Annotated in this window: 18 protein-coding genes and 4 pseudogenes; 8 read left to right on the top strand and 14 right to left on the bottom strand. The window is 69.0% G+C overall.

Annotation, left to right across the window (positions count from 1 at the left end; all coding sequences use genetic code 11):
• Nucleotides 1-44 precede the first annotated feature (44 nt).
• The 4 genes and pseudogenes from AV521_RS51330 to AV521_RS32170 all read right to left on the bottom strand — a co-directional run.
• A pseudogene (locus tag AV521_RS51330) lies at nucleotides 45-107 on the bottom strand (hypothetical protein); the annotation flags it as partial.
• 26 nt (nucleotides 108-133) lie between these two features.
• Nucleotides 134-1423 carry a phosphatase PAP2 family protein gene (locus AV521_RS32180; RefSeq protein WP_076093376.1) on the bottom strand — a complete coding sequence of 430 codons (1290 nt, stop codon included), beginning with the start codon at nucleotides 1421-1423 and terminating at the stop codon, nucleotides 134-136.
• An 844-nt stretch (nucleotides 1424-2267) separates the two neighbouring features.
• The gene (locus AV521_RS32175) at nucleotides 2268-3701 is read right to left on the bottom strand and encodes a protein kinase (RefSeq protein WP_179023535.1); all 1434 of its coding nucleotides are present in this window, start codon (nucleotides 3699-3701) and stop codon (nucleotides 2268-2270) included.
• Between the two features lie 197 nt (nucleotides 3702-3898).
• Nucleotides 3899-4399, bottom strand: a complete 501-nt coding sequence (locus AV521_RS32170; RefSeq protein ID WP_179023533.1) for a TetR/AcrR family transcriptional regulator — start codon at nucleotides 4397-4399, stop codon at nucleotides 3899-3901.
• 42 nt (nucleotides 4400-4441) lie between these two features.
• Here AV521_RS32170 and AV521_RS51325 point away from each other — a divergent pair.
• Nucleotides 4442-4822 (top strand): annotated as a pseudogene (locus AV521_RS51325) (FAD-dependent oxidoreductase); the annotation flags it as partial.
• Between the two features lie 5 nt (nucleotides 4823-4827).
• Here AV521_RS51325 and AV521_RS52860 read toward each other — a convergent pair.
• The 3 genes from AV521_RS52860 to AV521_RS32150 form a co-directional block, all read right to left on the bottom strand.
• Nucleotides 4828-5139, bottom strand: a complete 312-nt coding sequence (locus AV521_RS52860; RefSeq protein WP_076093369.1) for a trans-aconitate 2-methyltransferase — start codon at nucleotides 5137-5139, stop codon at nucleotides 4828-4830.
• Between the two features lie 286 nt (nucleotides 5140-5425).
• Nucleotides 5426-5884, bottom strand: a complete 459-nt coding sequence (locus tag AV521_RS32155; RefSeq protein ID WP_076093367.1) for a cytochrome P450 — start codon at nucleotides 5882-5884, stop codon at nucleotides 5426-5428.
• Nucleotides 5885-6039: 155 nt separating this feature from the next.
• Entirely contained in the window at nucleotides 6040-6507 is a 468-nt protein-coding gene (locus tag AV521_RS32150) for a helix-turn-helix domain-containing protein (protein WP_076093365.1), read from the bottom strand.
• A 91-nt stretch (nucleotides 6508-6598) separates the two neighbouring features.
• Here AV521_RS32150 and AV521_RS32145 point away from each other — a divergent pair, with 91 nt between their 5' ends.
• Both AV521_RS32145 and AV521_RS32135 read left to right on the top strand, forming a co-directional pair.
• Entirely contained in the window at nucleotides 6599-7093 is a 495-nt protein-coding gene (locus AV521_RS32145; RefSeq protein ID WP_076093363.1) for a PaaI family thioesterase, read from the top strand.
• A gap of 613 nt (nucleotides 7094-7706) precedes the next feature.
• Nucleotides 7707-8264, top strand: a complete 558-nt coding sequence (locus tag AV521_RS32135) for a pyridoxamine 5'-phosphate oxidase family protein (RefSeq protein ID WP_076093360.1) — start codon at nucleotides 7707-7709, stop codon at nucleotides 8262-8264.
• A gap of 64 nt (nucleotides 8265-8328) precedes the next feature.
• Here the strand turns inward: AV521_RS32135 and AV521_RS50140 are convergent.
• The 4 genes and pseudogenes from AV521_RS50140 to AV521_RS32115 form a co-directional block, all read right to left on the bottom strand.
• Nucleotides 8329-8604, bottom strand: a pseudogene (locus AV521_RS50140) (transposase); the annotation flags it as partial.
• Complete coding sequence (locus AV521_RS32125) at nucleotides 8597-9595, bottom strand: nitronate monooxygenase family protein (protein ID WP_076093358.1); 999 nt, start codon at nucleotides 9593-9595, stop codon at nucleotides 8597-8599. The pseudogene AV521_RS50140 and the gene AV521_RS32125, both read right to left, overlap by 8 nt.
• A gap of 58 nt (nucleotides 9596-9653) precedes the next feature.
• The gene (locus AV521_RS51320; protein WP_076093356.1) at nucleotides 9654-10157 is read right to left on the bottom strand and encodes a PhzF family phenazine biosynthesis protein; all 504 of its coding nucleotides are present in this window, start codon (nucleotides 10155-10157) and stop codon (nucleotides 9654-9656) included.
• A 433-nt stretch (nucleotides 10158-10590) separates the two neighbouring features.
• Nucleotides 10591-11112, bottom strand: coding sequence for a carboxymuconolactone decarboxylase family protein (locus tag AV521_RS32115; protein WP_256725753.1), 522 nt, complete (start codon nucleotides 11110-11112; stop codon nucleotides 10591-10593).
• A gap of 240 nt (nucleotides 11113-11352) precedes the next feature.
• Here AV521_RS32115 and AV521_RS32110 point away from each other — a divergent pair, with 240 nt between their 5' ends.
• Entirely contained in the window at nucleotides 11353-11658 is a 306-nt protein-coding gene (locus AV521_RS32110) for a helix-turn-helix domain-containing protein (RefSeq protein ID WP_179023531.1), read from the top strand.
• A 16-nt stretch (nucleotides 11659-11674) separates the two neighbouring features.
• On the opposite strand, the gene AV521_RS32105 is transcribed toward AV521_RS32110, so the two are convergent.
• Nucleotides 11675-11995, bottom strand: a complete 321-nt coding sequence (locus AV521_RS32105) for a sulfurtransferase TusA family protein (RefSeq protein ID WP_256725752.1) — start codon at nucleotides 11993-11995, stop codon at nucleotides 11675-11677.
• A 30-nt stretch (nucleotides 11996-12025) separates the two neighbouring features.
• Here AV521_RS32105 and AV521_RS32100 point away from each other — a divergent pair, with 30 nt between their 5' ends.
• Both AV521_RS32100 and AV521_RS46880 read left to right on the top strand, forming a co-directional pair.
• Entirely contained in the window at nucleotides 12026-12994 is a 969-nt protein-coding gene (locus AV521_RS32100; protein WP_076093351.1) for an NADPH:quinone oxidoreductase family protein, read from the top strand.
• 563 nt (nucleotides 12995-13557) lie between these two features.
• A pseudogene (locus AV521_RS46880) lies at nucleotides 13558-14047 on the top strand (isocitrate/isopropylmalate family dehydrogenase); the annotation flags it as partial.
• Between the two features lie 22 nt (nucleotides 14048-14069).
• On the opposite strand, the gene AV521_RS32075 reads toward AV521_RS46880, so the two are convergent.
• Nucleotides 14070-14564 carry a GNAT family N-acetyltransferase gene (locus AV521_RS32075; RefSeq protein WP_076093534.1) on the bottom strand — a complete coding sequence of 165 codons (495 nt, stop codon included), beginning with the start codon at nucleotides 14562-14564 and terminating at the stop codon, nucleotides 14070-14072.
• A gap of 264 nt (nucleotides 14565-14828) precedes the next feature.
• Nucleotides 14829-15908 (bottom strand): S1 family peptidase, encoded by a 1080-nt coding sequence (locus tag AV521_RS32070; RefSeq protein WP_076093350.1) that lies wholly within the window; start codon nucleotides 15906-15908, stop codon nucleotides 14829-14831.
• A 509-nt stretch (nucleotides 15909-16417) separates the two neighbouring features.
• On the opposite strand from AV521_RS32070, the gene AV521_RS32065 reads away from it, so the two are divergent.
• Complete coding sequence (locus tag AV521_RS32065) at nucleotides 16418-17986, top strand: metallophosphoesterase family protein (RefSeq protein WP_076093348.1); 1569 nt, start codon at nucleotides 16418-16420, stop codon at nucleotides 17984-17986.
• A 376-nt stretch (nucleotides 17987-18362) separates the two neighbouring features.
• Entirely contained in the window at nucleotides 18363-19790 is a 1428-nt protein-coding gene (locus AV521_RS32060) for an alkaline phosphatase family protein (RefSeq protein ID WP_076093346.1), read from the top strand.
• Nucleotides 19791-20157 lie beyond the last annotated feature (367 nt).

The following is a 20157-nucleotide window of genomic DNA, read 5'->3' as shown; positions in this document are numbered from 1 at the left end:
TCCACTCCCGTGTGCGTGCCCTTCGGCTCCGCACCCATCACCAGCAGCACCTCCCCGTGGACGACGCCCCGCACCAGAGTCAGGGCGTACCCGCTCCCCCAACGCATGGCGGAACACCGGCGCACACCGTGACTCAAACCGGTTCGGGTTGCGATTCAGGTTGTGGTTGCCGCACTGGTGCGATCCTCGGTTCCCATCGTCTGGTGGTCCTTATGTAGCCGTGGATCACCGAGGTCATCGCCAGGATGAGAAGTGGTCCGAACACCCACGGATGTTCGGCCATCTGCATCGGCAGATATCGGTACGACACCAGGAGTGCGGCGAAGACCGTTGTGCCGTGGACGACCAATCGGGTTCCTGAGCGATCCCAGCCACGTGCGAGCGAACGCATGGCTGCCTCGACCGTGAGGGCGAACACCGCGCCTGCGATGAGATCGGCGCCGTAGTGGTAGCCGAATCCCAGCGTTGCGCCGAGAGTGGCTATCAGCCAGAAAGCGCCTGCACATCGCAGAATACGTGGACCCTTGCGGGAATGAATAAAGATCGTGGTTGCCCATGCTGTGTGGAGGCTGGGCATGCAGTTGCGTGGGGTGATCTCGTCGAACGGCATCTCGTGCGGGATATTGATCGGCGGCGGCGTGTCCGGCCACAGGTTCGCCGCAGCCCAGTGCCCGCCCTCGGCGCTGTAGGTGAAGACCGGTCCGACCACCGGGAAGACCATATAGATGGCAGGCCCGATCAGGCCGATCACCAGAAAGGTGCGCACCAGATGGTGGCGCGGGAAACGCCGTTCGACCGCCACGTTCCGCAGCTGGTACATCGCGACGACGACCGCGGCCACCGCAAGCTGAATGTAGATGTAGTCGAGAATATGGGAGCCGATCGGACCGGTGGCCCTGACAACGCGCCCTGCCAGCCACGACGGGTTGCCCAACGCCTGATCGACGGTTGCCACGTACTGGTCGAGCACCGCCGGACGGGTCTTCGACGTGATGAGCAGCCAGGTATCTCCGGTCTTGCGGCCGGCCACCAGCAGCAGGGCCATCCCGACGCCCTTCAGCAGCAGGACACGTTCCCGGCCCTTGCGGCGCGTGACAGCGATGACCGCATATCCCAGAACCACCCACAACGCGCCGTTGCCGAAGGGGTGGCCTTCGGTCACCTTGATGTCGGCCGCCCACCGAACCAGCAAGAAGACGACATCGATACCGATCGCGACGCCGGCTGCGATGAACCGTTGTCGCCAGGTGAGCACCACCATCAGCAACGCCATACCGGCGTACAACAAGAAACCCGACTTGGGAGGGAATACCACCTCGCGCGCCTGATTGGTGAGCGGCCCTGGCAGGCCGTACCGACGCGCAGTGATCTCCAGCGCGATGAGGAACCCGAGGGCTACCACACCCGCCGTCACCCACAGCATCACCCGTGGTCGACGCCACACGGCGAAGTCAATTCTGCACTTTATTCCCGAAATAAACCGTGATGCTATAGGTATCAATTTGTTTGGCCGATTTTCTAGATGTCTCAAAAAGGCGTTCTACGTGTCGGACAGCTTCGTTTTCCGGTGCAGGACGGGCGATCAGGGCGCTCGCCGCGGGTTGGATCATGCTAACGGAACGGCGCGGGTTGATTTCGCTGGTCGCGGTTGACGCGAAGGTCCGTCGGTCCTGGACCGATGTCTCAGCGTCCACGGCCGGACCCGCTATGGCCTCCTTCCTCAACCCCCCGCGATGCACTGTTCCGGCTGTAAAGAGGCGCTCCCAGAGGGATGCGTTCCACATGAACGAGTTGTATTGCCCCGGCGGCACGGCTCTCGATCCTGTGCGGGGGGGCAGCGGCTCCGGGAGCCGACGAGGCCTGGGGACGTATACGACCATGCGCGTATACCAGCCCCCGGCCGCACCGCTGCCGACGCGCCTTCAGCTCATCGGCAGGAACCGAGGAATCGGTACGGACCGGCGCTCGTGGTTTTTGGGGGCGTCGAGATAGGGCTTGCCGTTGTCTTCGGCGTATGCCTCGACGATGTGGCCCGGCCGACGCGCCCCACCTTCAGCGCGGACGCCTCGCCCCAGCGCAGACCGGTGTCACGGGGTCGATGCACCACGGTAGAACGGATTTAGCGCACATAAGGCCGGAAACCTCCGCGAATAGGGTCAAGATCGCCCCGGCCCGCGTACTGCCCTTGACGCCGTCCACCGGTCCCGTCATGCCCTGAATTCTCGGTTTCGGGTCAAAGTGTTCGTAAGCCAGCCACCCAGACGGCGTCACATTGACGGCCGGCCTTCCGGTGCTGCCCGCCTCTCCCCGGCCCGGCGCCGCACGAGTTCGACGGTCTCCCACGACGCGGCAGCGATGGCCACCACCGACAGGAGCAGGTAGAAGACGAAGAGCTTGTGCAGGTCGTCGAGGAAGTACCAGATCGACGCGGTGGCAGTGAACCAGAAGGCGACCAGCGAGCCGATGCCGCGGTCCTTGCTGCGTACCACGCTGATGAGACAGCAGGCGGCGGCCAGTGCCAGCAGGGCGGCGATGGCGACGTACGAGTTCTCCCAGCCGATGTCGGCTCGCCGCAGTTCGGAGTTGACCGCCACGGCCTCGGCCACCGGCCCCCATCCCACCGCGCACGACAGGCGTGTCGACCACGGCAATGCCACCATGCCCAATGCCCCGGCCGCGATGGCGACCCAGCCGAAGTGAGCGGTGTCCACCAGTTGGCCATGTGCGGACAGCAGCGACAGGAGGCATCCGAGCAGGGCCAGAGCGCTGTCGGTGGAAGGGCGCAGTGAGCTACGGAACTTGTCCCGGAGAGTTGTTCGGCCGCCGGGCCGCGTCGCAGGAGGCCGGGGCGTGGTGGCCTCGACCGTCGGCATGAAGCTCTGTGTCAGGGCGTCGGCAAGGGCTGCGCGCATCTCCCCGGCATCGGCGAACCGTTCCTTCGGGTCCTTGCTGAGGGCACGCTGGATCACGGCCTCCACCGCCGGTGATATCTGCGGTCTCAGCCGGGAGACCGGCTCGGGTGCGGTGAACAGGTGCTGATGCATGACGGCGAAGGGCGATTCGCCACGGAACGGGGGCTGCCCGGTCAGCAGTTCGTGCAGCAGACAGCCCATCGCGTACAGATCGGCCCTGTGGTCGATCTCCGCCCCGCTGATCTGTTCGGGGGAAAGGTAAGCGGGGGTGCCTATGGCCGCACCGCTGCCGGTGATGCGGGTGGCGGTCTCGGTGAACGCCTTGGCGATGCCGAAGTCGAGGACCTTCACGGTGTCGGGTCCGGTGAGCATGATGTTCGAGGGCTTGATGTCCCTGTGCACGATGCCGCGCTCGTGGCTGTGCCGCAACGCGTCCAGCACCGCACATGCCGCGTTCACGGCGTCGGCGACAGGCAGTGGGCCGTCGCGCAGGACCTCGGCGAGCGTGGCGCCTTGCACATACTCCATGACCAGGTAGGGCCGTGGGCCGTCCGGATCCGGCTCTTCACCGACGTCGTGGATGGTGGCCACGGCGGGGTGGTTCAGGGCGGCGGCCGCGTGTGCCTCGCGCCGGAAACGGGCTCGCGACTGCGGATCGTGGGCCAACGCCGAGGTGAGCAGCTTCACCGCGACGGTGCGGCGCAACTGCCGGTCCACCCCTCGATGGACCGTTCCCATGCCGCCCTGCCCGAGCTTCTCGACCAGCTCGTACCGGCCACCAAGGATCATGTCCCGCCCCACTTCACGCCTCCCGTGCATCAGAACCCCGGCGCAGCTTACGGTGCGACCTCGACGGGCCGATCGCCACCACTGCGGATCGGCGGGTCGCAGAGCAGGCGGGGACGGGCGCCAGTCCGGGGCCTGACGGGCACCCGTGTGGCCTTCGAGGCCAGCTCCCACGCGGTCTCGGCCGAGCCGCAGAACGTCTAGGCCAGCCAGGTACCCGGCATGTCCTTACACAACAGCCCCGAGTTCTGGCCGCGTTCCATGAGCTTGAGGGCCCGGATGAAGATCGCCTTGGCCCGCGTGCCGGCCTCGGGCAGACCCGAGACCTCGGGCTCGATGTAGACCAGGTTCCACAGTTGGGCGAACGGCGTGTACTCGGCGATCAGCGCGGCCGGTACCTGCTCCGTGGGCACGGTATCGGCCTCGGCCTGGGTGGTCAGGACCCGGTCGCAGTCGTCCAGGATCTTCTCGGCCATGGCCTGCACCAGGAGCTTGCGGGTGGGGAACAGACGGACCAGGCTCCCCCGGCTGATGCCCGCGCATGTGGCGATGACCGGCATGGACGCCGCCCGGTCCTTGGCGAGGACCAGGATGGCCGAGTCCAGCGCTTGTCCCCGGCCGGATCGGGGGTGTGACTGGAGCCTGCGCAGTTCCTTCGCCTGCGGGCAGACCATCGAACGCGATGGAGCGTTCATCGGCATGCCCGCAAGAGCCCGCGTCAGATCGCAGATCGGTTGGCAGACATGACGATGCACCGCCGGCGTTTCCTGCAGGGCGCGTGCCTGGGCCTGCCCGGCCTCACCGCTCTCACCTCCTTGTCCGCCTGCAAGGCCGGCCCGACCGATGCGAACAGGTCGGCCTCGTCCGGCAGTGAAGGGGTGATCGTCGTCGGTGCCGGGATCAGCGGTCTTGCCGCAGCCCGCTACCTGGCCGACCAGGGGGAGGACGTGGTGGTCCTCGAAGCGCGCGATCGGATCGGCGGCCGCATCTGGACCAGCGAGAAGTGGGCCGACATGCCGCTCGACCTTGGCGCCTCATGGATCCACGGCATCAACAACAATCCGATCGCCGCACTGGCCGGGAAGGCCAAAGCACGGACGGTCGTCACCGACCCCGACAGCTCCACCGGCTACCTCGCCGACGGCAGCGAGGTCGACGGTGCGCAGGAGAAGGCGGCCAGTACGGGCGTCCAACCGCAGTCGAACTCCTCCAGGACCAGCCATCCGCCCGGTCGCAGAGCCGACACCAGCCGCCGTAGCACACTCAGCCGCTCGGGCAGGTGCAGCAGGACCAGCCGCGCGTGTACGAGGTCGTAGTCGCGGCCGGGCAGCGGGTCACGGACGATGTCGTGCCGCAGCAGGCGTACATGAGCCGGACGTGACCGCGAGGCCGCCCATCGTGGCTCCAGATCGGTGACCGTGACTTCGCCGTCCGGGCCCACCTGCGCGCCGAGCCAGTCACCGAGCGAGCCGCCGCCACCGCCGACCTCCAGGCACCTCCAGGCACCTCCAGCCCGAGGTGACTCCGGTGAGCGTCAACTGGCGTGTGGATACGGGGTCGTAGCGCTCCTCCAGGACGGAGAAACGGCCTTCCGTCTCGGCGGCAACGTTGTCGAAGAGGTAGTCGGACACGTTCGCCTCTCACTGGGATGCGGTGGGCGGGCAGACGGACACACGGCGCTGCGGTACCGGCGGCCGTCTGTGCGGCGACATCAGGGTAGGCCGGACTTAGGTTCGCGGGTCCGAATCCGAGGGGCAGGTGTGGCTGGGCGGGATCGCGGCGAAGGAGGCGGCCTCACGGGCCTCGTCGGGACGGACGGCGATGACGTGCCGGCGGGAGACGACAGTGGCAACGATGACGGTCATCCCCGACGGCGCCAGGGTGTCGCCGATGTGCTTCCGCCGTCCTGCACTGAACCTGAAGGGGATGATGCTGATGCCGCCGAGCTGCACCTCTTGCAGGCTGCGGCGCATCAGCAGCCGGGTCAGCGTGGGCAAGCGGGTGCTTTCGTGGATGACACGCCGTACGTACTCCAGCCAGGGGATGTCCTCGTAGGCGCACGGGCGTCCGCCCAGCGCGGAGCGGACCTCGCCGCGGAAGCGGCTCTGCACCGCGAGCCGCCGCCTCAGCTCGTGGCAGAGCCAGGAGATCGAGGTGGCGGTCGTCTCGCTGCCGGCGACCAGCATGGTGATGGCCTTGTCCGCGCCTACCGTGACCGTTTCGGTGGCAGTGACTCCCGGCCCACACGGGCCTGGGCCGTGTACGGTCTCCGCCCGGGACCTGATACTGCATCAGGTCATCTACAGCCAGGAACGGCGCCACGCCCGGACCACAGATACCGTCAGGTCACAGCATGCGCCGCGGCACCAGGGCGCGTGTATGCCTGTCGTGGAGTGAGTGGCTCGTGATCGGCGGTGCAGACGACGACGGCTTCCACCTGCTCACCACAGTCACGGTGACGTACCTCCAAGGGTGGCCCCTCCGGGTCCGCGGTGTAGCGGTCGCCCCACTGCTTGAGGGCGATCATCACGGGCCACAGATCCCATCCCTTGCGGGTGAGCCGGTACTCGTGGCGGCTGCGGTGGCCCGGCTCGCGGTACGGGACGGTCTCCAGGATGTCGGCTGCGACCAACTTGCGCAGCCGGTCCGCCAGCACTGCCTCGGACAGTCCCACATGCCGACGGAAGTCGTCGAAACGGCGCACGCCGTTCATGGCGTCGCGCAACACCAACATCGACCACTTCTCGCCGATCAGGTCGAGGGTGCGCTGCACCGTGCAGTTCTCGGTACTGGTCTCCAGCCAGGTCATGCAGTCATCGTAGGCTGACTTCGGCATTGACAGCCAGAACCCTGCAGGGCTAACTTCAGAAAGCGAAGTCAGTAGCGGAGGAAGAGGCCAAATGACGAGGTCACGCACGTTCGAGTGGCAAGATCCGAGCATCTCTGCGGCTGCCGTCGGCCAGGAGAGCGGTCTCGACTTCCTGCGGAGCGTGCTCGGCGGACGTCTGCCCGCCGCGCCCGTCGCGGCGACCCTCGGATTCACCCTGGAACAGGTTGAGTTCGGCCGCGCGGTCTTCGCTCTGGAACCGGGCGAGGAGCACTACAACCCCATCGGCAGTGTCCATGGCGGCGTCTACGCCACCCTCCTCGACTCGGCCGCGGGCTGTGCCGTGCAGTCCGTACTTCCGGCAGGCACGGGTTACACCTCCCTCGACCTGGGTGTGAAATTCCTCCGCCCGATCACCGTCGACACCGGCAAGGTCCGTGCCGTGGGCACCGTCCTCAACCACGGCCGCCGCACCGCCCTCGCGCAAGCAGAGCTACTCGATTCCGAGGACCGGCTGCTCGCCCATGCCACGAGCAGCTGCATGCTCTTCCCCGTGTCTGCACGCTAGGCAACGGCAGCCGCGAGCTGCCGTTCAGGCCGCGCGTTCGCCGGTCTGGTCCGCCATCTGGGCCCGCTGCGCTTCGCATGTGCGCTGTCTGGCCGTCCGACGGAGTCCTTCGATCTTGGATCCAGCGGCAGGGCCGACCGGTCGAGCAGTTCCTCGGCGCTGCCGGTTCACCCGATCGTCCCGGCGTCCGCTCCATCGAGGTCAGATCGGCCACGATCTGCGTGGAGAACTCGCTGCACGCCCTGGTCTGATTCCTCGATCGAATCACCCAAGCGGGGCCGCAAACCGAAGCGCGGCCCCACGTCGCATCGGACTATGCCGTGCACGGACAAGCGGTCGGCGCTGGACATGCTTACGACAACCCCTTCGTCTCGATGATCAACGTCAAGGCCCGGCGGGTGACCCACTGGCGGGACCACCTGGACCCCGTCGCGGTGTTCCGGGCCGTCGGACGGCCCGATCCGGACTGCTGGACAGCGTCCTCTCGGCGGCCGGGTGTTCCGAAGGCCCGGCTGGCGGTAGCCGCGCAAGCATTCCTACGATGAATGGTCCGCACGGCGATGACTTCGGCCCGGCCGGCCTGTCTTCATGGGCGAGAGGAAGGAGGGCCGGTATGGCGACAACAGGATCCGCCAAGCAGCCCACGTCCGAGCTGGATGCCCGCTACAGCTCCGCGCTGAATCCCCGCCCGGGTGCCCCGGGCGTCACCGCCACGGAGTGGGCCGAGGCCCAGCGGCAGCTGGCGGCCGCCGAGATCTTCTGGGTGTCCACGGTGCGGCCCGACGGCCGACTGCATGTGACACCCGTGATCGCCGCCTTGCACAACGGGGTGTTGTACTTCTCCACCGGCCCAGGGGAACAGAAGGCGAGGAACCTCGCTCATCACCGGCACTGCGCGCTGACCACCGGCAGGAACTCGCTCAGCGAAGGGCTCGACCTCGTGGTCGAGGGTCGGGCCGAGCCGGCTGCCGATCCGACGGTGCTGGAGGAGGTCATCGCGGCGTACGAGGCGAAGTACGGCGCGCACATCACGTCGCCCGAGGGCACCTTCCACGGGATCGGGGACGCGATCCGAAAGGGGGACGCGGTGGTGTTCGCAGTGGTCCCGGACACGGCGTACGGATTCGGTCGGGGCGGCGGGGTTTTCACCCATACGCGGTGGAGTTTCTGAGCCGGGTATGGACCTTCCGCCAATTCGCCCCCTTTGATGCGGGGGTCGGGGGCAGATCGGTGCGGGCATCGGCTGCGGCCTGGACCTGTTGGACCAGTCGTTCCCAGGCGCCGTCGGCGGACCACAGGCGATGGCGTTCGTAGACCGTCTTCCACGGGCCGAACCGCTCGGGCAGGTCACGCCACCGCACACCGGTCCGCACCCGGTGCAGAATCCCGTCGATCACCTGCCGGTGATCCCGCCATCGCCCGCACCGCCGGTTGCTGACCGGCAGGAACGGCCGCAGCCGTTCCCACTCGGCATCCGTCAGATCACCCCGCCCCGGACAAGTCCTAGGCACCGGACGTGATCCGCTGGGCTTGATCGCAGATGGATGCCACGATCCGTTCTGCGGTGAGGACGTCGCGGACCAGGCCGGCCGACTGGCCGGCGTAGAGCGCCAGTTCCTCGACATCGCCGGTCATCCCGGGGATCGGAACCATGTCTGCGTACCGTTGGTGGGTGCGTCCCTGGCTGTCCGTGGCCACGATCACGCCTTCGCCGGGCCGGTTGGGGGCGGCGGGGCTGCCCGCTGCTTCCCAGGCCGTAAGGGTGGAGTTGCGTAGCGACCGGTGGGGTGCGTCGGGCCAGCCGCCGTCGAAGCAGCGGGTGTGGACCGCGTCCTGCGGTGCCGCGCGCAGCACGGCGGCACGGTACACCTCGTGCGTCGCGGCCTCCCGTGCGGTCAGGAAGCGGGTGCCGAGCCAGCCTGCCTGCGCGCCGAGGGCGAGGACGGCGGCGAGGCCGCGTCCGTCCGCGATGCCGCCGGCGGCGATGACCGGCACCGGCGCGACCGCGTCGACCACCGCCGGCACCAGGGCGAGGGTGGAGACCTCGCCCCGCACGTGGCCGCCTGCCTCCCAGCCTTGCGCCACGATGGCGTCCACGCCGGAATCGGCCGCGCGTTCGGCCGCCTCGACGGAGCCGACGGTGTGCAGGTGCAGCACGCCCGCGGCATGGAGACGTGCGGGGAGGTCGCCCGGGTCGCCCCAGAAGGTCGAGACGATCGGCACCTCCTCGTTCAGGCAGGCGGTCATCACGTCGTCGATGGGGAAGTCCAGCACCAGGTTCACGGCGAAGGGGCGGCCGTCTGCCAGCTCGCGGACCCGGCGGATCTGTTCCACGGCCTGCTGGGGCTCGGTCCAGGTGAGCGCCAGTGTGCCCAGTCCGCCCGCGCGGGAGGTCGCGGCGGCCAGTTCGGGCGTGGCCGCTGAACCGATGGGTGCCTGGATGACGGGCACGCGGATGCCCAGCAGGCGGCACAGCGGTGTGGTCAACGTGCTTGTGTTCATTGTGCGTTCACTCTTTCCTGTTCGGGCGCTCCCGACGACACGAGCGCCTTCGGGCCACTCACCGGGACACTGACCAGGGAGGGAAGGGATCGGGGTCTGGATTCCGCTTCATGGCCGGTTCGCAGATGGGCTCTACGGGGTCGGTGCGGCCAGCCGCCCGCCAGCCGTTACGGGGCTGTGGAAGGCGGAAACCGTACGTGCCCTCGGCAGCGCCGCCCAGATGGACGGTGGTGGCGGACGGGGCGTGCTGTGTGGTGGCGGCGATCGTGGCGGGGTTGCCGAGGGAGTCGCCCATGTCGACGGCGATGCTGGTGATGCCCCGCCCGGCGAAGTGTGCGGCCAGGCAGGCGGTGCTGTTGGCGTTGGCAATGTCCTCCGCGACGCGGATCGATGGGGCGAACATGCGGGCTGCGATGCGGCCTGTGGAGGTCGGCGTGGTGTGGACGTAGCAGCCGAGCATGCCGAGGCGGTCACAGGCGGCGCGGAGCCGTTCGAGGTCGGGGGCGCGGGTGGCGAGAGGGGACCGGGAACTGACGGGAACGAGTATCCGCGGTCGCCCCATGTCCACGGAGGCGACGCGGGTACCCGCAGCGAGTGTGTTCGAGGTGTCGCCGAGTGCGGGCAGGATGAGGTGGCACTCGGCCCCGGTGGGGGCGCGCAGGTCGATGGGGCCGGGAGGCGAAGGCGGCCTTGAGGTGTGTCTTCTCGCGTATGGCCCAGCCGGGGCGGACACGCTCCGATGTATGGAGGGTGGCCCGGTATCACAGCGGTGATGGATGAGGCGCCGTTGAATGACGACGAGCGCCGCCGTGTGCCGGCTCTGATGGGAACCTCTCCCGGCCCTCGGCTCGGTTGGCCAGGAAGGCCAGAGCGGCGATCGTTCCGTGGCCGCACGCGGGCAGTTCTCCCTCGGAGGTGAGGAAGCGAAGGGGCTGCCGCCTCTGCCGTCGCGCAGGCACGCGCGGGGATGGCTGGGGGCAGGCCGCGCTCTCTCATCAGCGGCCAACCTCCGAGTCGGTTGTGTGGAAGGCATCGAACCGCGGTGCGCCCGGCTCCGGTGGGAGCCTGGTGGCGCGGGCGGTGAAGCTGATGGCGTGGTACCAGCCGCACAGCATCAGCAGGTCGAGGATCTGTTCGGAGCTGAACTGGGCGCTGAGCCGGGCCCACAGTGCGTCGTCGATGTCGTGGCCGTCGTGCAGGGCGTCGGCGGTATCGAGGAGCAGTCGGTCGCGCTCGCCGGTCCAGCAGAGGTCGGCGCTGGATCCATGGGTGAGGGAGGCGATCTGTTGGGTGGTCAGTCCGGCGCGATCGGCGAAGCGGGCGACGTGGACGCCCCATTCGTACTCGCAGCCGCACCGGGCGCAGGTGCGGTCGATGACGAGCTCCCGGTCTCGCAGGCCGAGGCTTAAGCGGCGGCTGAGCTGGTAGGAGCCCCAGCCGTGCAGCGCCTCTGCGAGTGGGAGGTTGCGGGCGCAGGTGCGGAAGAGTGCGATCGGCTCCTCCCCGTTCGGCATCATGCGCCGCAGTATTGCCGCGGCCTTTCCGGGATAGGGGGCCGACAGTGGTGGTATCCGGGTGGCCATGGCGGCGGGTTCCTCCTCTGGCGGCGCTTCGCATTTCGAAGCGTCACGAGGGAGAGTAGTGTTTCTGATTCCGAAGCACTACCCCCAACGGCACTCAGCAGGACGGCATCCCGGATGACCCCAACACCTCGCCCCCGACGCCCCGTTCGTGGCTCCACCACCGGCCGTCCGCTCATGGCCGCACTCGACCTGTTCGGTCGGCGGTGGATCCTGCGCATCCTGTGGGAACTACGCGACGGGCCGCTCGGTTTCCGGCCACTGCAGCAGCGCTGCGACGGCATGTCATCCAGCGTGCTGCAGCAGCGCCTCGGCGAGCTGCGGGAGACCTTGCTCGTCGAACGCGACACGGCCGGCGCCTACCGGCTGACCGGGTTGGGCCGTGATGCCTATGACGAACTCCGGGGACTGGTGCGCTGGTCCGACCGCTGGGCGGCCGAGCTCGACCGTCTGCCGTGCGATCAGCCAGCCGTAGAGCCGTAGTCGTCGGCCTGATCCGTCAGGCGGCAGTCGCGAGGGGGAAGCGGTCAGTCGACAAGGCGCCACGGCGCATCGGATCGGGTGCCCAGAGAGTTGGCGGCGAGCCGGAGGCATGGGCGGGCCGGTCGGCTCGGTCCACCACGCCCAGGTACGCGTGGCCGACCGGGTGGCACGATGCAGGCAGGTCGAGCGGGGCGGCTGGACCGGTGGCGATGACGTGTACGACGGTGCGCGGTGCGTCGCCGCCGATTCGCTTGCGGAGCCGCAGCACGAGCGTGACGCAGAGCAGCCCGGTGCCGTCGAAGGTGATGTCCGGGTCCGGCATCGGCGTGGTGGCCATGGAAAGATCCTTTCAGTGGGGAGGAGACGCATGCGTGCCATGCGGTTCGAACGGTTCGGCGGGCCTGAGGTGTTGGCGGAGGTCCAGGTGCCCGACCCGGTGGCGGGGCCGGGTGAGACGGTGGTCGAGGTGGCGGCCGCGGGCGTCAACTTCGGCGATATCAAGCAGATCGCGGGCGAGCAGCCCGACGGCCCCTGTGCGCCCAAGGGTCCGCTGCCGCGGATCCCGGGCATGGAGGTCGTGGGCCGGACGGCGGACGGGCGCCGGGTGCTCGGCCACGTTTTGCAGGGCGGTTATGCCGAGCGGGCCGTGGTGGCCGAGCGTGACCTGGTCGCTGTCCCGGAGGGCGTGAGCGCGGGCGAGGCGCTGGCGGTCCTCGTCCAGGGGCTGACGGCCTGGCACCTGCTGCGCTCGGTCGCCCGAATCAGGCCCGGCGAGAGCGTAGTGGTGCATGCCGCTGCGGGCGGCACCGGAAGCCTCGCCGTCCAGCTCGCCCGGGAGTTCGGGGCCGGACGGGTCATTGCCACCGCGTCCTCCGAGGAAAAGCGCGCCTTCGCTCTGGAGTTGGGAGCGGACGTGGCGATCGACGGCGAGTTGCGGGACTATCGGGAGCGGGTCCTTGCCGCCAACTGCGGGCGACCGGTCGACATCGTGCTGGATGCCATCGGCGGCCCGGTTCTCGACGCCGCCCTGGACACCTTGGGGTACTTGGGTCGTCTTGTCACCTATGGGGCCTCTGCCCGGCAGCCGGCCTCCGCCGTCGCGCCGAGCCGCTTGGCAGTGGACAGCCTTACCGTCGCGGGCTTCTGGCTCACCCCGCTGCTCGTCCGGGACGGGGCCGGGGGCGCACCGCTGGAGGAACTACTCGACCTCACGGCCAGGCGGCGCCTGCAACCCCTGGTCGGGGCGGCGTACCCACTCGGGCAGGCCCGCCAGGCGCACGAGGACCTGCTCGCCCGCCGCACGAAAGGAAAGCTCGTCCTGCTCCCCCGAACCTGAACCTGCACGCCGTCCCCTGCCTTCACGACGGTACGGCCGCGGCGGGCGGCCCGGCGCGCTACCACCCGTAAGTGCCCGCTTCGGCCCCTGCGTCCGGCTGCTGGTGGGCGCCCACAACGATCCGCCGCCGATCCCGCATCAAAGGGGGCGAGCCACACGAACATCAGGGCGAGATGCCGTGGCAGAGCCTGTACGGGCGCCTGGTGGAGGTGGTGCGGGAGGTGAGGGCCTGGGCCGCTCGCGCGGCGGGTTCACCACCAAGCTCCACCTGAGTGCGAACGGCCGCTGCCGCCCGCTGTCCGTCACCCCAGGTCAGCGGACGGACCGCACCCAGTTCAAGGCTGTGGTGGACAAGATCTGCGTCCCGCGGATCGGGCCGGGGAGGCCCCGGAAGAAGCCCAACAGCCTTGCCGCAGACAAGGCTTACAGCACAGGCCGTGTCGCGCATACCCGCGAGGGCGAGGGATCCGGCACACCATCCCGGAGAACACCGACAGTCAAGCCGCCCGCCTGCGCAAAGGCTCACGTGGCGGACGACCACCCGGCTTTGATGAGGAGCTGCTTTCGAAGGCGTAGAGAGCCCGGTGCTCGGCGCGCGGGCCGGAGAAGTGGACTTCGTCGTGGTCCGCGAGAACGTCGAGGGTGAGTACAGCCAGGTCGGTGGTCGTACGAACAGGGGCTTCCCCGACGAACTCGCCATACAGGAAGCCGTATCCACCCGTGACGGCGTCACGCGCGTTCTGGACCACGCCTTCGAGCTTGCCGCTCGCCGCGGTGGCCGGCTCACCTCGGCGACGAAGTCGAACGGCATCGTGCACACCATGCCCTTCTGGGACAGCTCGTCCTCGAACCAGCCGACTTCGACGTGGTCGTCGCCTCCGATCTCTTCAGTGACATCCTCAGTGACCTGGCCGCGGCTGTCGCGGGCGCCATGGGCATCGCGTCGGCCGCCGGCCTCAACCCCGGACGGGAGTGGGCAAGGGCATCGCCAATCCGCTGGGCATGATCTGGTCCGCGGCCCTGATGTTCGACCACCTGGGCCATCCCACGGCGCCAGCTGGCTGCTTCGGCGAAGTCATCGCCTGAGATTCCGGCTCCAGCGGATCTCGCTTTCGTGCCATTCGTCGGTGGGTGTGAGCCCGGCTGCGGTGGCGACGGCAGCGGAGGACCGATGGCCCGGGTGGATGTGGGCCATGACGGTCCGCACCCGCTGACGGCCGAGCCACTCGACGAGCCCTCGGGCCGCTTCGCCGGCGATACCCCTTCCCTGCCACGGGGTCCCCACCACCCAAGCGATCTCGGCGACTGGGTCGTGCGGGGAGAAGCTGATCGTCGCCTGGACTGTGCCCACCAGGCAGGTTTCGTCACGAAGCCTGATCACCCAGTTCAGCCGGGAGACAGCCGGATCGGGAGAGCCTGCGGTGAGGCGCTGGTAGCGGGAGCGCAGGGCTTGCGGGGTTTCCGGAGGGCCGCCGATGAAGGCGTGCAGGGCCGGATCGGACAGCACCACGGCCATCTCCTCGGCATGCTCGACGCGAAGCGGCACCAAGTCCAGCCGCCCGGTGTGGATCGCCTGAGCCGCAGCGGCGACGGACGCAGGTCTCGCTGCCCGCCCTTCCCCGGCCTCTGCGGTTTCCCTGTCCCCATGCTCGCCCATCGGTTCGACTCCCGATCTACGACATCGGCTTCAGCGCGACCGACAAGCCGACCCACCAGCGCGCGCCCGTGCTCAGCGCCGACCTGTCGATCCCGCTCAGGGAGAATGCCTCAACCCGCCCCCTGTGAGGGCTGGTTGAGGCATTCCTGGTTGGCCAGGGCAGTACGAGCGTGCCGGTTACGGAAGAGTCGCGCCCTCCGCGCTCAGCGCCGCAGGCACCGGCTGGAAGAAGGTCTCGCCACCCGAGGTGCAGTCGCCGCTGCCGCCCGAGGTCAGACCGATGGCCGCGTCGCCGTCGAAGAGCGCGCCGCCGCTGTCGCCGGGTTCGGCGCACACGCTGGTGTCGATGAGCCCGGAGACCGAGCCCTCCTGATAGTTCACGGTCGCGTCGAGGCCGGTGACCGACCCGCCGTGGACACCGGAGGTGCTGCCGCTGCGCTGGACCGATTCACCCACGTAGGCGTCGGCGGCGTGGGTGATCTGCTGGCTGCCGCCGTCGTAGAGGTCGACTGCGCTGGTGTGGTCGCTGTTCGCGTCGTCGTACTGGACCAGGGCGTAGTCGGTGCCGGGGAACTGGGAGTCGACGGTCTGGCCGACCTCGCCGCCGCCCTGCGAGTCGGACCACGTCGAGGAGGCGTTGCCGCAGTGCCCGGCGGTCAGGAAGTACGGCGCGCCGTTCACCGTCACGTTGAACCCGAGGGAGCAGCGCACACCGCTGCCCCAGATGGCGTCACCGCCCGCGATGAGCGGCTTGAACGCGGACGCGGCCCGACGCACGACGACCTTGTCGCCGAGGGAGTGGACCACGGTGTTCAGTTGGGTGCGCTTGGCTCCGGTGACCGTCGGGTCGACGGTCACGACCACCTTGTCCTGGCGGGGATCGATCGCCCAGGCGGTACCCGCGATCCGGGCCCGCTGGGTCAAGGTGCCGAGTGCGCCGCGGAGTTGGGTGGTGGAGTAGCGCACGGTTCTGGGGACAGCACCGGTGTTGCGGACCTGGGCGGCCGCGGACGGGTCGGTGATGTTGACGATGAACTGGCGGGCCGCGGCGTCGTAGTAGGAACCGGCGGCACGGTCACCCAGGCGGGCGACGAGGGACGCGGCGGCCGTGGCGCGGGCCGCGGCCGGGGTCGCTGCGGAACCGGTGGCGGCCGTGGCGGAGCCCGCACCGGGGAGCAGTGCGGCGCCTGCGGTGAGGACCGCGACGCTCGCTCCGGTGAGCGCGCGGGTGGTGAGAGCTGTGCGGCGTTGCGCCATAGGAGGCCTCCTGTGGGGGTTGCCCGCTCACTCGACGAGCCGGGCCGGAGGAACGAAGGGATGAGAGGCATGGGGGCGCCGGCCAAAGATACGACGTGACCATGCCAAGCGCGACGAGTATGGCGACGCTCGCCCGCCAGAGCAAGGAAGCAATCCGGCCGAGTGCGCGGTACGACGGGCGGCACCAGGTCGCAGTCTTCTCAGCACGCGGGACCCGCGTGCCGGCGCCGACCGTCACACACGGTGCGCGCCATCGGGTCCGCCGTCCACGCTCGGTTCACTCTTGGCTGGCCGGTACGCAACCATTCCGTCCGGAATCCGGAAAAGCCGTCCCTTATTTGGACCACTCTTGGCTCGCCGATGACCTGATGCGGCCACACGCTCAACTCGCCTCGGATGTCTTCGAGTTCTACTTCCGCGCTGAGCGTCACCGCCGATGCCGTGCTTGACGTTTCGTTCACCCGGATCTCACCGTGCCGTTCACCGGCTCCCGACAAGAATCGGCGGTCATGAACACTCCTGACTCTGTTGTCCGTTCAGGTCCCAGCAGACGAGCTCTGCTGGCGGGTGCGTCGGGGGCAGGGCTGGCCGGTGCGGTGGGGCTGGCCGGTGCGACGCCCGCCGCGGCGAGCCCGGTGCTGTGGCAGAAGCCGGGTGCACTGGGGGCACCGCGGGTCGCGGGGCTGCATCTGCAGTTCGGAGCCGACGCCTCCCGTGAGGTCGTGGTCTCCTGGCACACCACCGCGTCCGTGTCCCGGCCGCGTGTGCTGCTCGGCACCCCGGCCGGCGGTCTCGGCCGTACCGTCACCGCACAGACCACGACGTACCGCGACGCCAAATCGGGCACCGAGGTACAGGTGCACCATGCCCTGGCGCGTGGCCTCAGGCCGGACACCGACTACGTCTACGCCGCCGTGCACGAGGGCGGGCAGGCCGAGTTCGGCACTGTACGCACCGCCCCGCGCGGCCGGTCGGCGTTCACCTTCACCAGCTTCGGCGACCAGGGCACACCGACCCTCGGCAAGAAGAACGACAGCGGCATCTACGTCAACGACAACCTCGGCTCCCCCGCCGCCGGCGACACCACCGCCGGCGTCGAGCGGATCGCCCCGCTGTTCCACCTGGTCAACGGGGACCTCTGCTACGCCAACCTGTCCACGGACCGGGTGCGCACCTGGTCCGACTGGTTCGAGAACAACTCCCGTTCGGCCCGACACCGCCCCTGGATGCCGGCCGCCGGCAACCATGAGAACGAACTCGGCAACGGCCCCATCGGCTACGGCGCGTACCAGACCTACTTCAGCCTGCCCGACGCAGGGGCCGACACCGAACTGCACGGCCTGTGGTACGCGTTCACCGCGGGTTCGGTACGCGTGATCAGCCTCAACAACGACGACGTCGCCTTCCAGGACGGCGGCAACTCCTACGTCCACGGCTACTCCGGCGGCGCCCAGAAGCGCTGGCTGGAGACCGAACTCGCCGCCTCCCGCGCGAACCCCGACATCGACTGGGTCGTCGTGTGCATGCACCAGGTGGTGATCTCGACCGCCGACAAGTTCAACGGCGCCGACCTCGGCATCCGCGAGGAGTGGGTGCCGCTGTTCGACCGCTACGGCGTCGACCTGGTCGTCTGCGGCCACGAGCACCACTACGAACGGTCGCACCCCATCCGGGGCCAGCAGTCCAACGACACCCGCACGCCGATCCCGGCCGCCACCGACACGCACACCGTCGACACCACCAAGGGCACCGTGCACATGGTGATCGGCGGGGGCGGCACCTCGGCCCCCTCCAACCAGCTCCTCTTCCCCACCCCGCAGTGCCGGGTGATCACCAAGGTGGGCCCGGCGGACCCGGCGACCGGCAAACGCCCGCCCGTCTACGTCCTGGAGGACGCCCCGTGGTCGGCGGTACGCGACGCCGAGCACTCCTACGGCTTCGCCGCGTTCGAGGTCGACCCCGGCCGTCCCGGCGGCACGACCTCGATCCACGTCACCTACTACACCGTCACCGGGCCCTACGGCGACCTCGTTCCCGTCGACCGCTTCACCCTCACCCGCCCACGCGGCGGCCACTGACGGCAGCCCGCCTCAGTACGGGGGTACGGCGCCGGGACGGTCGGCCGGAACAGGACGAGGGTCCCGGCGCCTCTCAGCGGCGTCGCTCCCTGCGTGAAGATCCCGCTCGCGTGCGAGCAGCCGCACGGTTGCGCCTCGTACAGTCGTCGGTCGAATCCATGTAGCAGCCACCGTTTCTCAACGCACGGCAACATCGGTGCGACGCACAGGCGTTGAATATCACAGCTTGGCCAAGCCCTTCCCGCGCGTTGGTCACATGTTCACGGTGCTTGCCTGATGCGCCCCGTCGAGACACGCGAACGATTGCTGGTGGCCCACCTTTCCACCGGGCCGGCCGTCACTCCGGAGCGCTTGTCTCGCTCAAGAAAGGGCCATCATGGCTGAGTTGACACGCCGTAGACTGCTGGGTACGGCCGCGGGTGCGCTCGGCGCCACCGCGGCTCTCTCCCTCCTCCCGCCGAGCATCCAGAAGGCCGTAGCCGCCGGGCCGCCCCCACGCGGATCGCTGAGCGACATCGAGCACGTGGTCATGCTGATGCAGGAGAACCGGTCGTTCGACCACTACTTCGGCACCCTGTCGGGCGTCCGGGGCTTCAGCGACCCGGACGCCCTCAGGCTCGGCAACGGGCGTTCGGTCTTCTACCAGCCCGACACCAAGAACCCGAAGGGCTATCTGCTGCCCTTCCACCTCGACACCCACAAGTCGAGCGCACAGGCCATCCCGTCCACCAGCCACGCCTGGTCCGTGCAGCACCAGGCCTGGAACGGCGGCAGGATGGACCAGTGGCTGCCCGCCCACCGCAGGGCCGACGGCGTCAACGGCCCTTACGTGATGGGCTACTACACGCGCGAGGACATCCCGTTCCAGTTCGCGCTCGCCGAGGCCTTCACCATCTGCGACAACTACTACTGCTCGGTGTTCGGACCGACGTGGCCCAATCGTCTGATGTGGATGACCGGCACGATCGACCCCGCCGGCACCCACGGCGGGCCGATCATCAGCAACGTCGCGCCCACGCCGTACCGCTGGACGACGTACGCCGAACGGCTCCAGGCGGCGGGCGTCAGCTGGAAGGTGTACCAGCAGGACGACGACTACGGCTGCAACCTGCTGGAGCAGTTCGCCACCTTCCAGAACGCGCGGCCCGGCTCCGAGCTGTACGAGCGGGGAGTACGCCCGCAGCCGGAGGGCACCTTCGAGGACGACGCCCGCAACGACCGTCTGCCGGCAGTGAGCTGGATCATTCCGACGGGTTTCCAGTCGGAGCACCCCGACTATCTCCCGGCGGCCGGTGCCGACTTCGTCGCCTCGAAGATCGAGGCGATCGCGTCCAACCCCACGGTGTGGCAGAAAACCGCCTTCATCCTCAACTACGACGAGAACGACGGCCTGTTCGACCATGTGGCCCCGCCCACCCCGCCCGCGGGCACAGCGGGCGAGTACATCCAGGGTCTGCCGATCGGTGGCGGCTTCCGTGTCCCGGCCATCATCATCTCGCCCTGGACCGTGGGTGGTTGGGTCGCCTCGGAGGCCTTCGACCACACCTCGGCCCTGCAGTTCCTGGAGCGGTTCACCGGGGTTGCCGAGCCGAACATCAGTGACTGGCGGCGCGCCACCTTCGGCGACCTCACGACCGCCTTCCGTTTCCGCGACGCCCGCCCAAGCTCGCCCCAGCTTCCTGACGACACCGCGGAGCAGTTGGAGAAGGCGAAGGAGGAGGTGGCGACTCTGCCGAAGCCGACGCTGCCCGGCGCGGACCAGACCTTCCCGCAGCAGGAAAGCGGCCGCCGCCCGCACGTGTGACACCCGGGGGCCCAAGCCCCTTGTCCCTGGGCCCTCGCCGGGGGCCCGGGGACGCGCGTGCCTCCGGCAGGTCCAGCGAGTCGATGTGCTCTCCGTGGCTCAGATGGCCGCCGCGTGCAGGCCCCTGTTGGCCATGAAAAGCCAGCGATCGGCGACGGGGGCGACGCGTCATGGGCCGGTCGGTGTGTGTGGGCGTTCACCGGAGTGGGCGGGGGGCTACGTCGAACAAGCCGTCGCCCGGTCGAGGCGGTCGTCCTCCTCCGAGTCGGTGCTGGTGCGCGGCACGGCGGGCTGTACCTGGATCGCCGCCGAACAGCTCGCAGCGCGCGGTGGCGGTCACGACGTCGTGCCCTACCGTCGTGCCGGC

The sequence above is a fragment of the Streptomyces sp. IMTB 2501 genome (assembly GCF_001953885.1).
In the GTDB taxonomy this organism is placed as follows: domain Bacteria; phylum Actinomycetota; class Actinomycetes; order Streptomycetales; family Streptomycetaceae; genus Streptomyces.
Note: the sequence above shows the minus strand (reverse complement) of the source record. Positions and strands in the feature narration are given on the sequence as shown.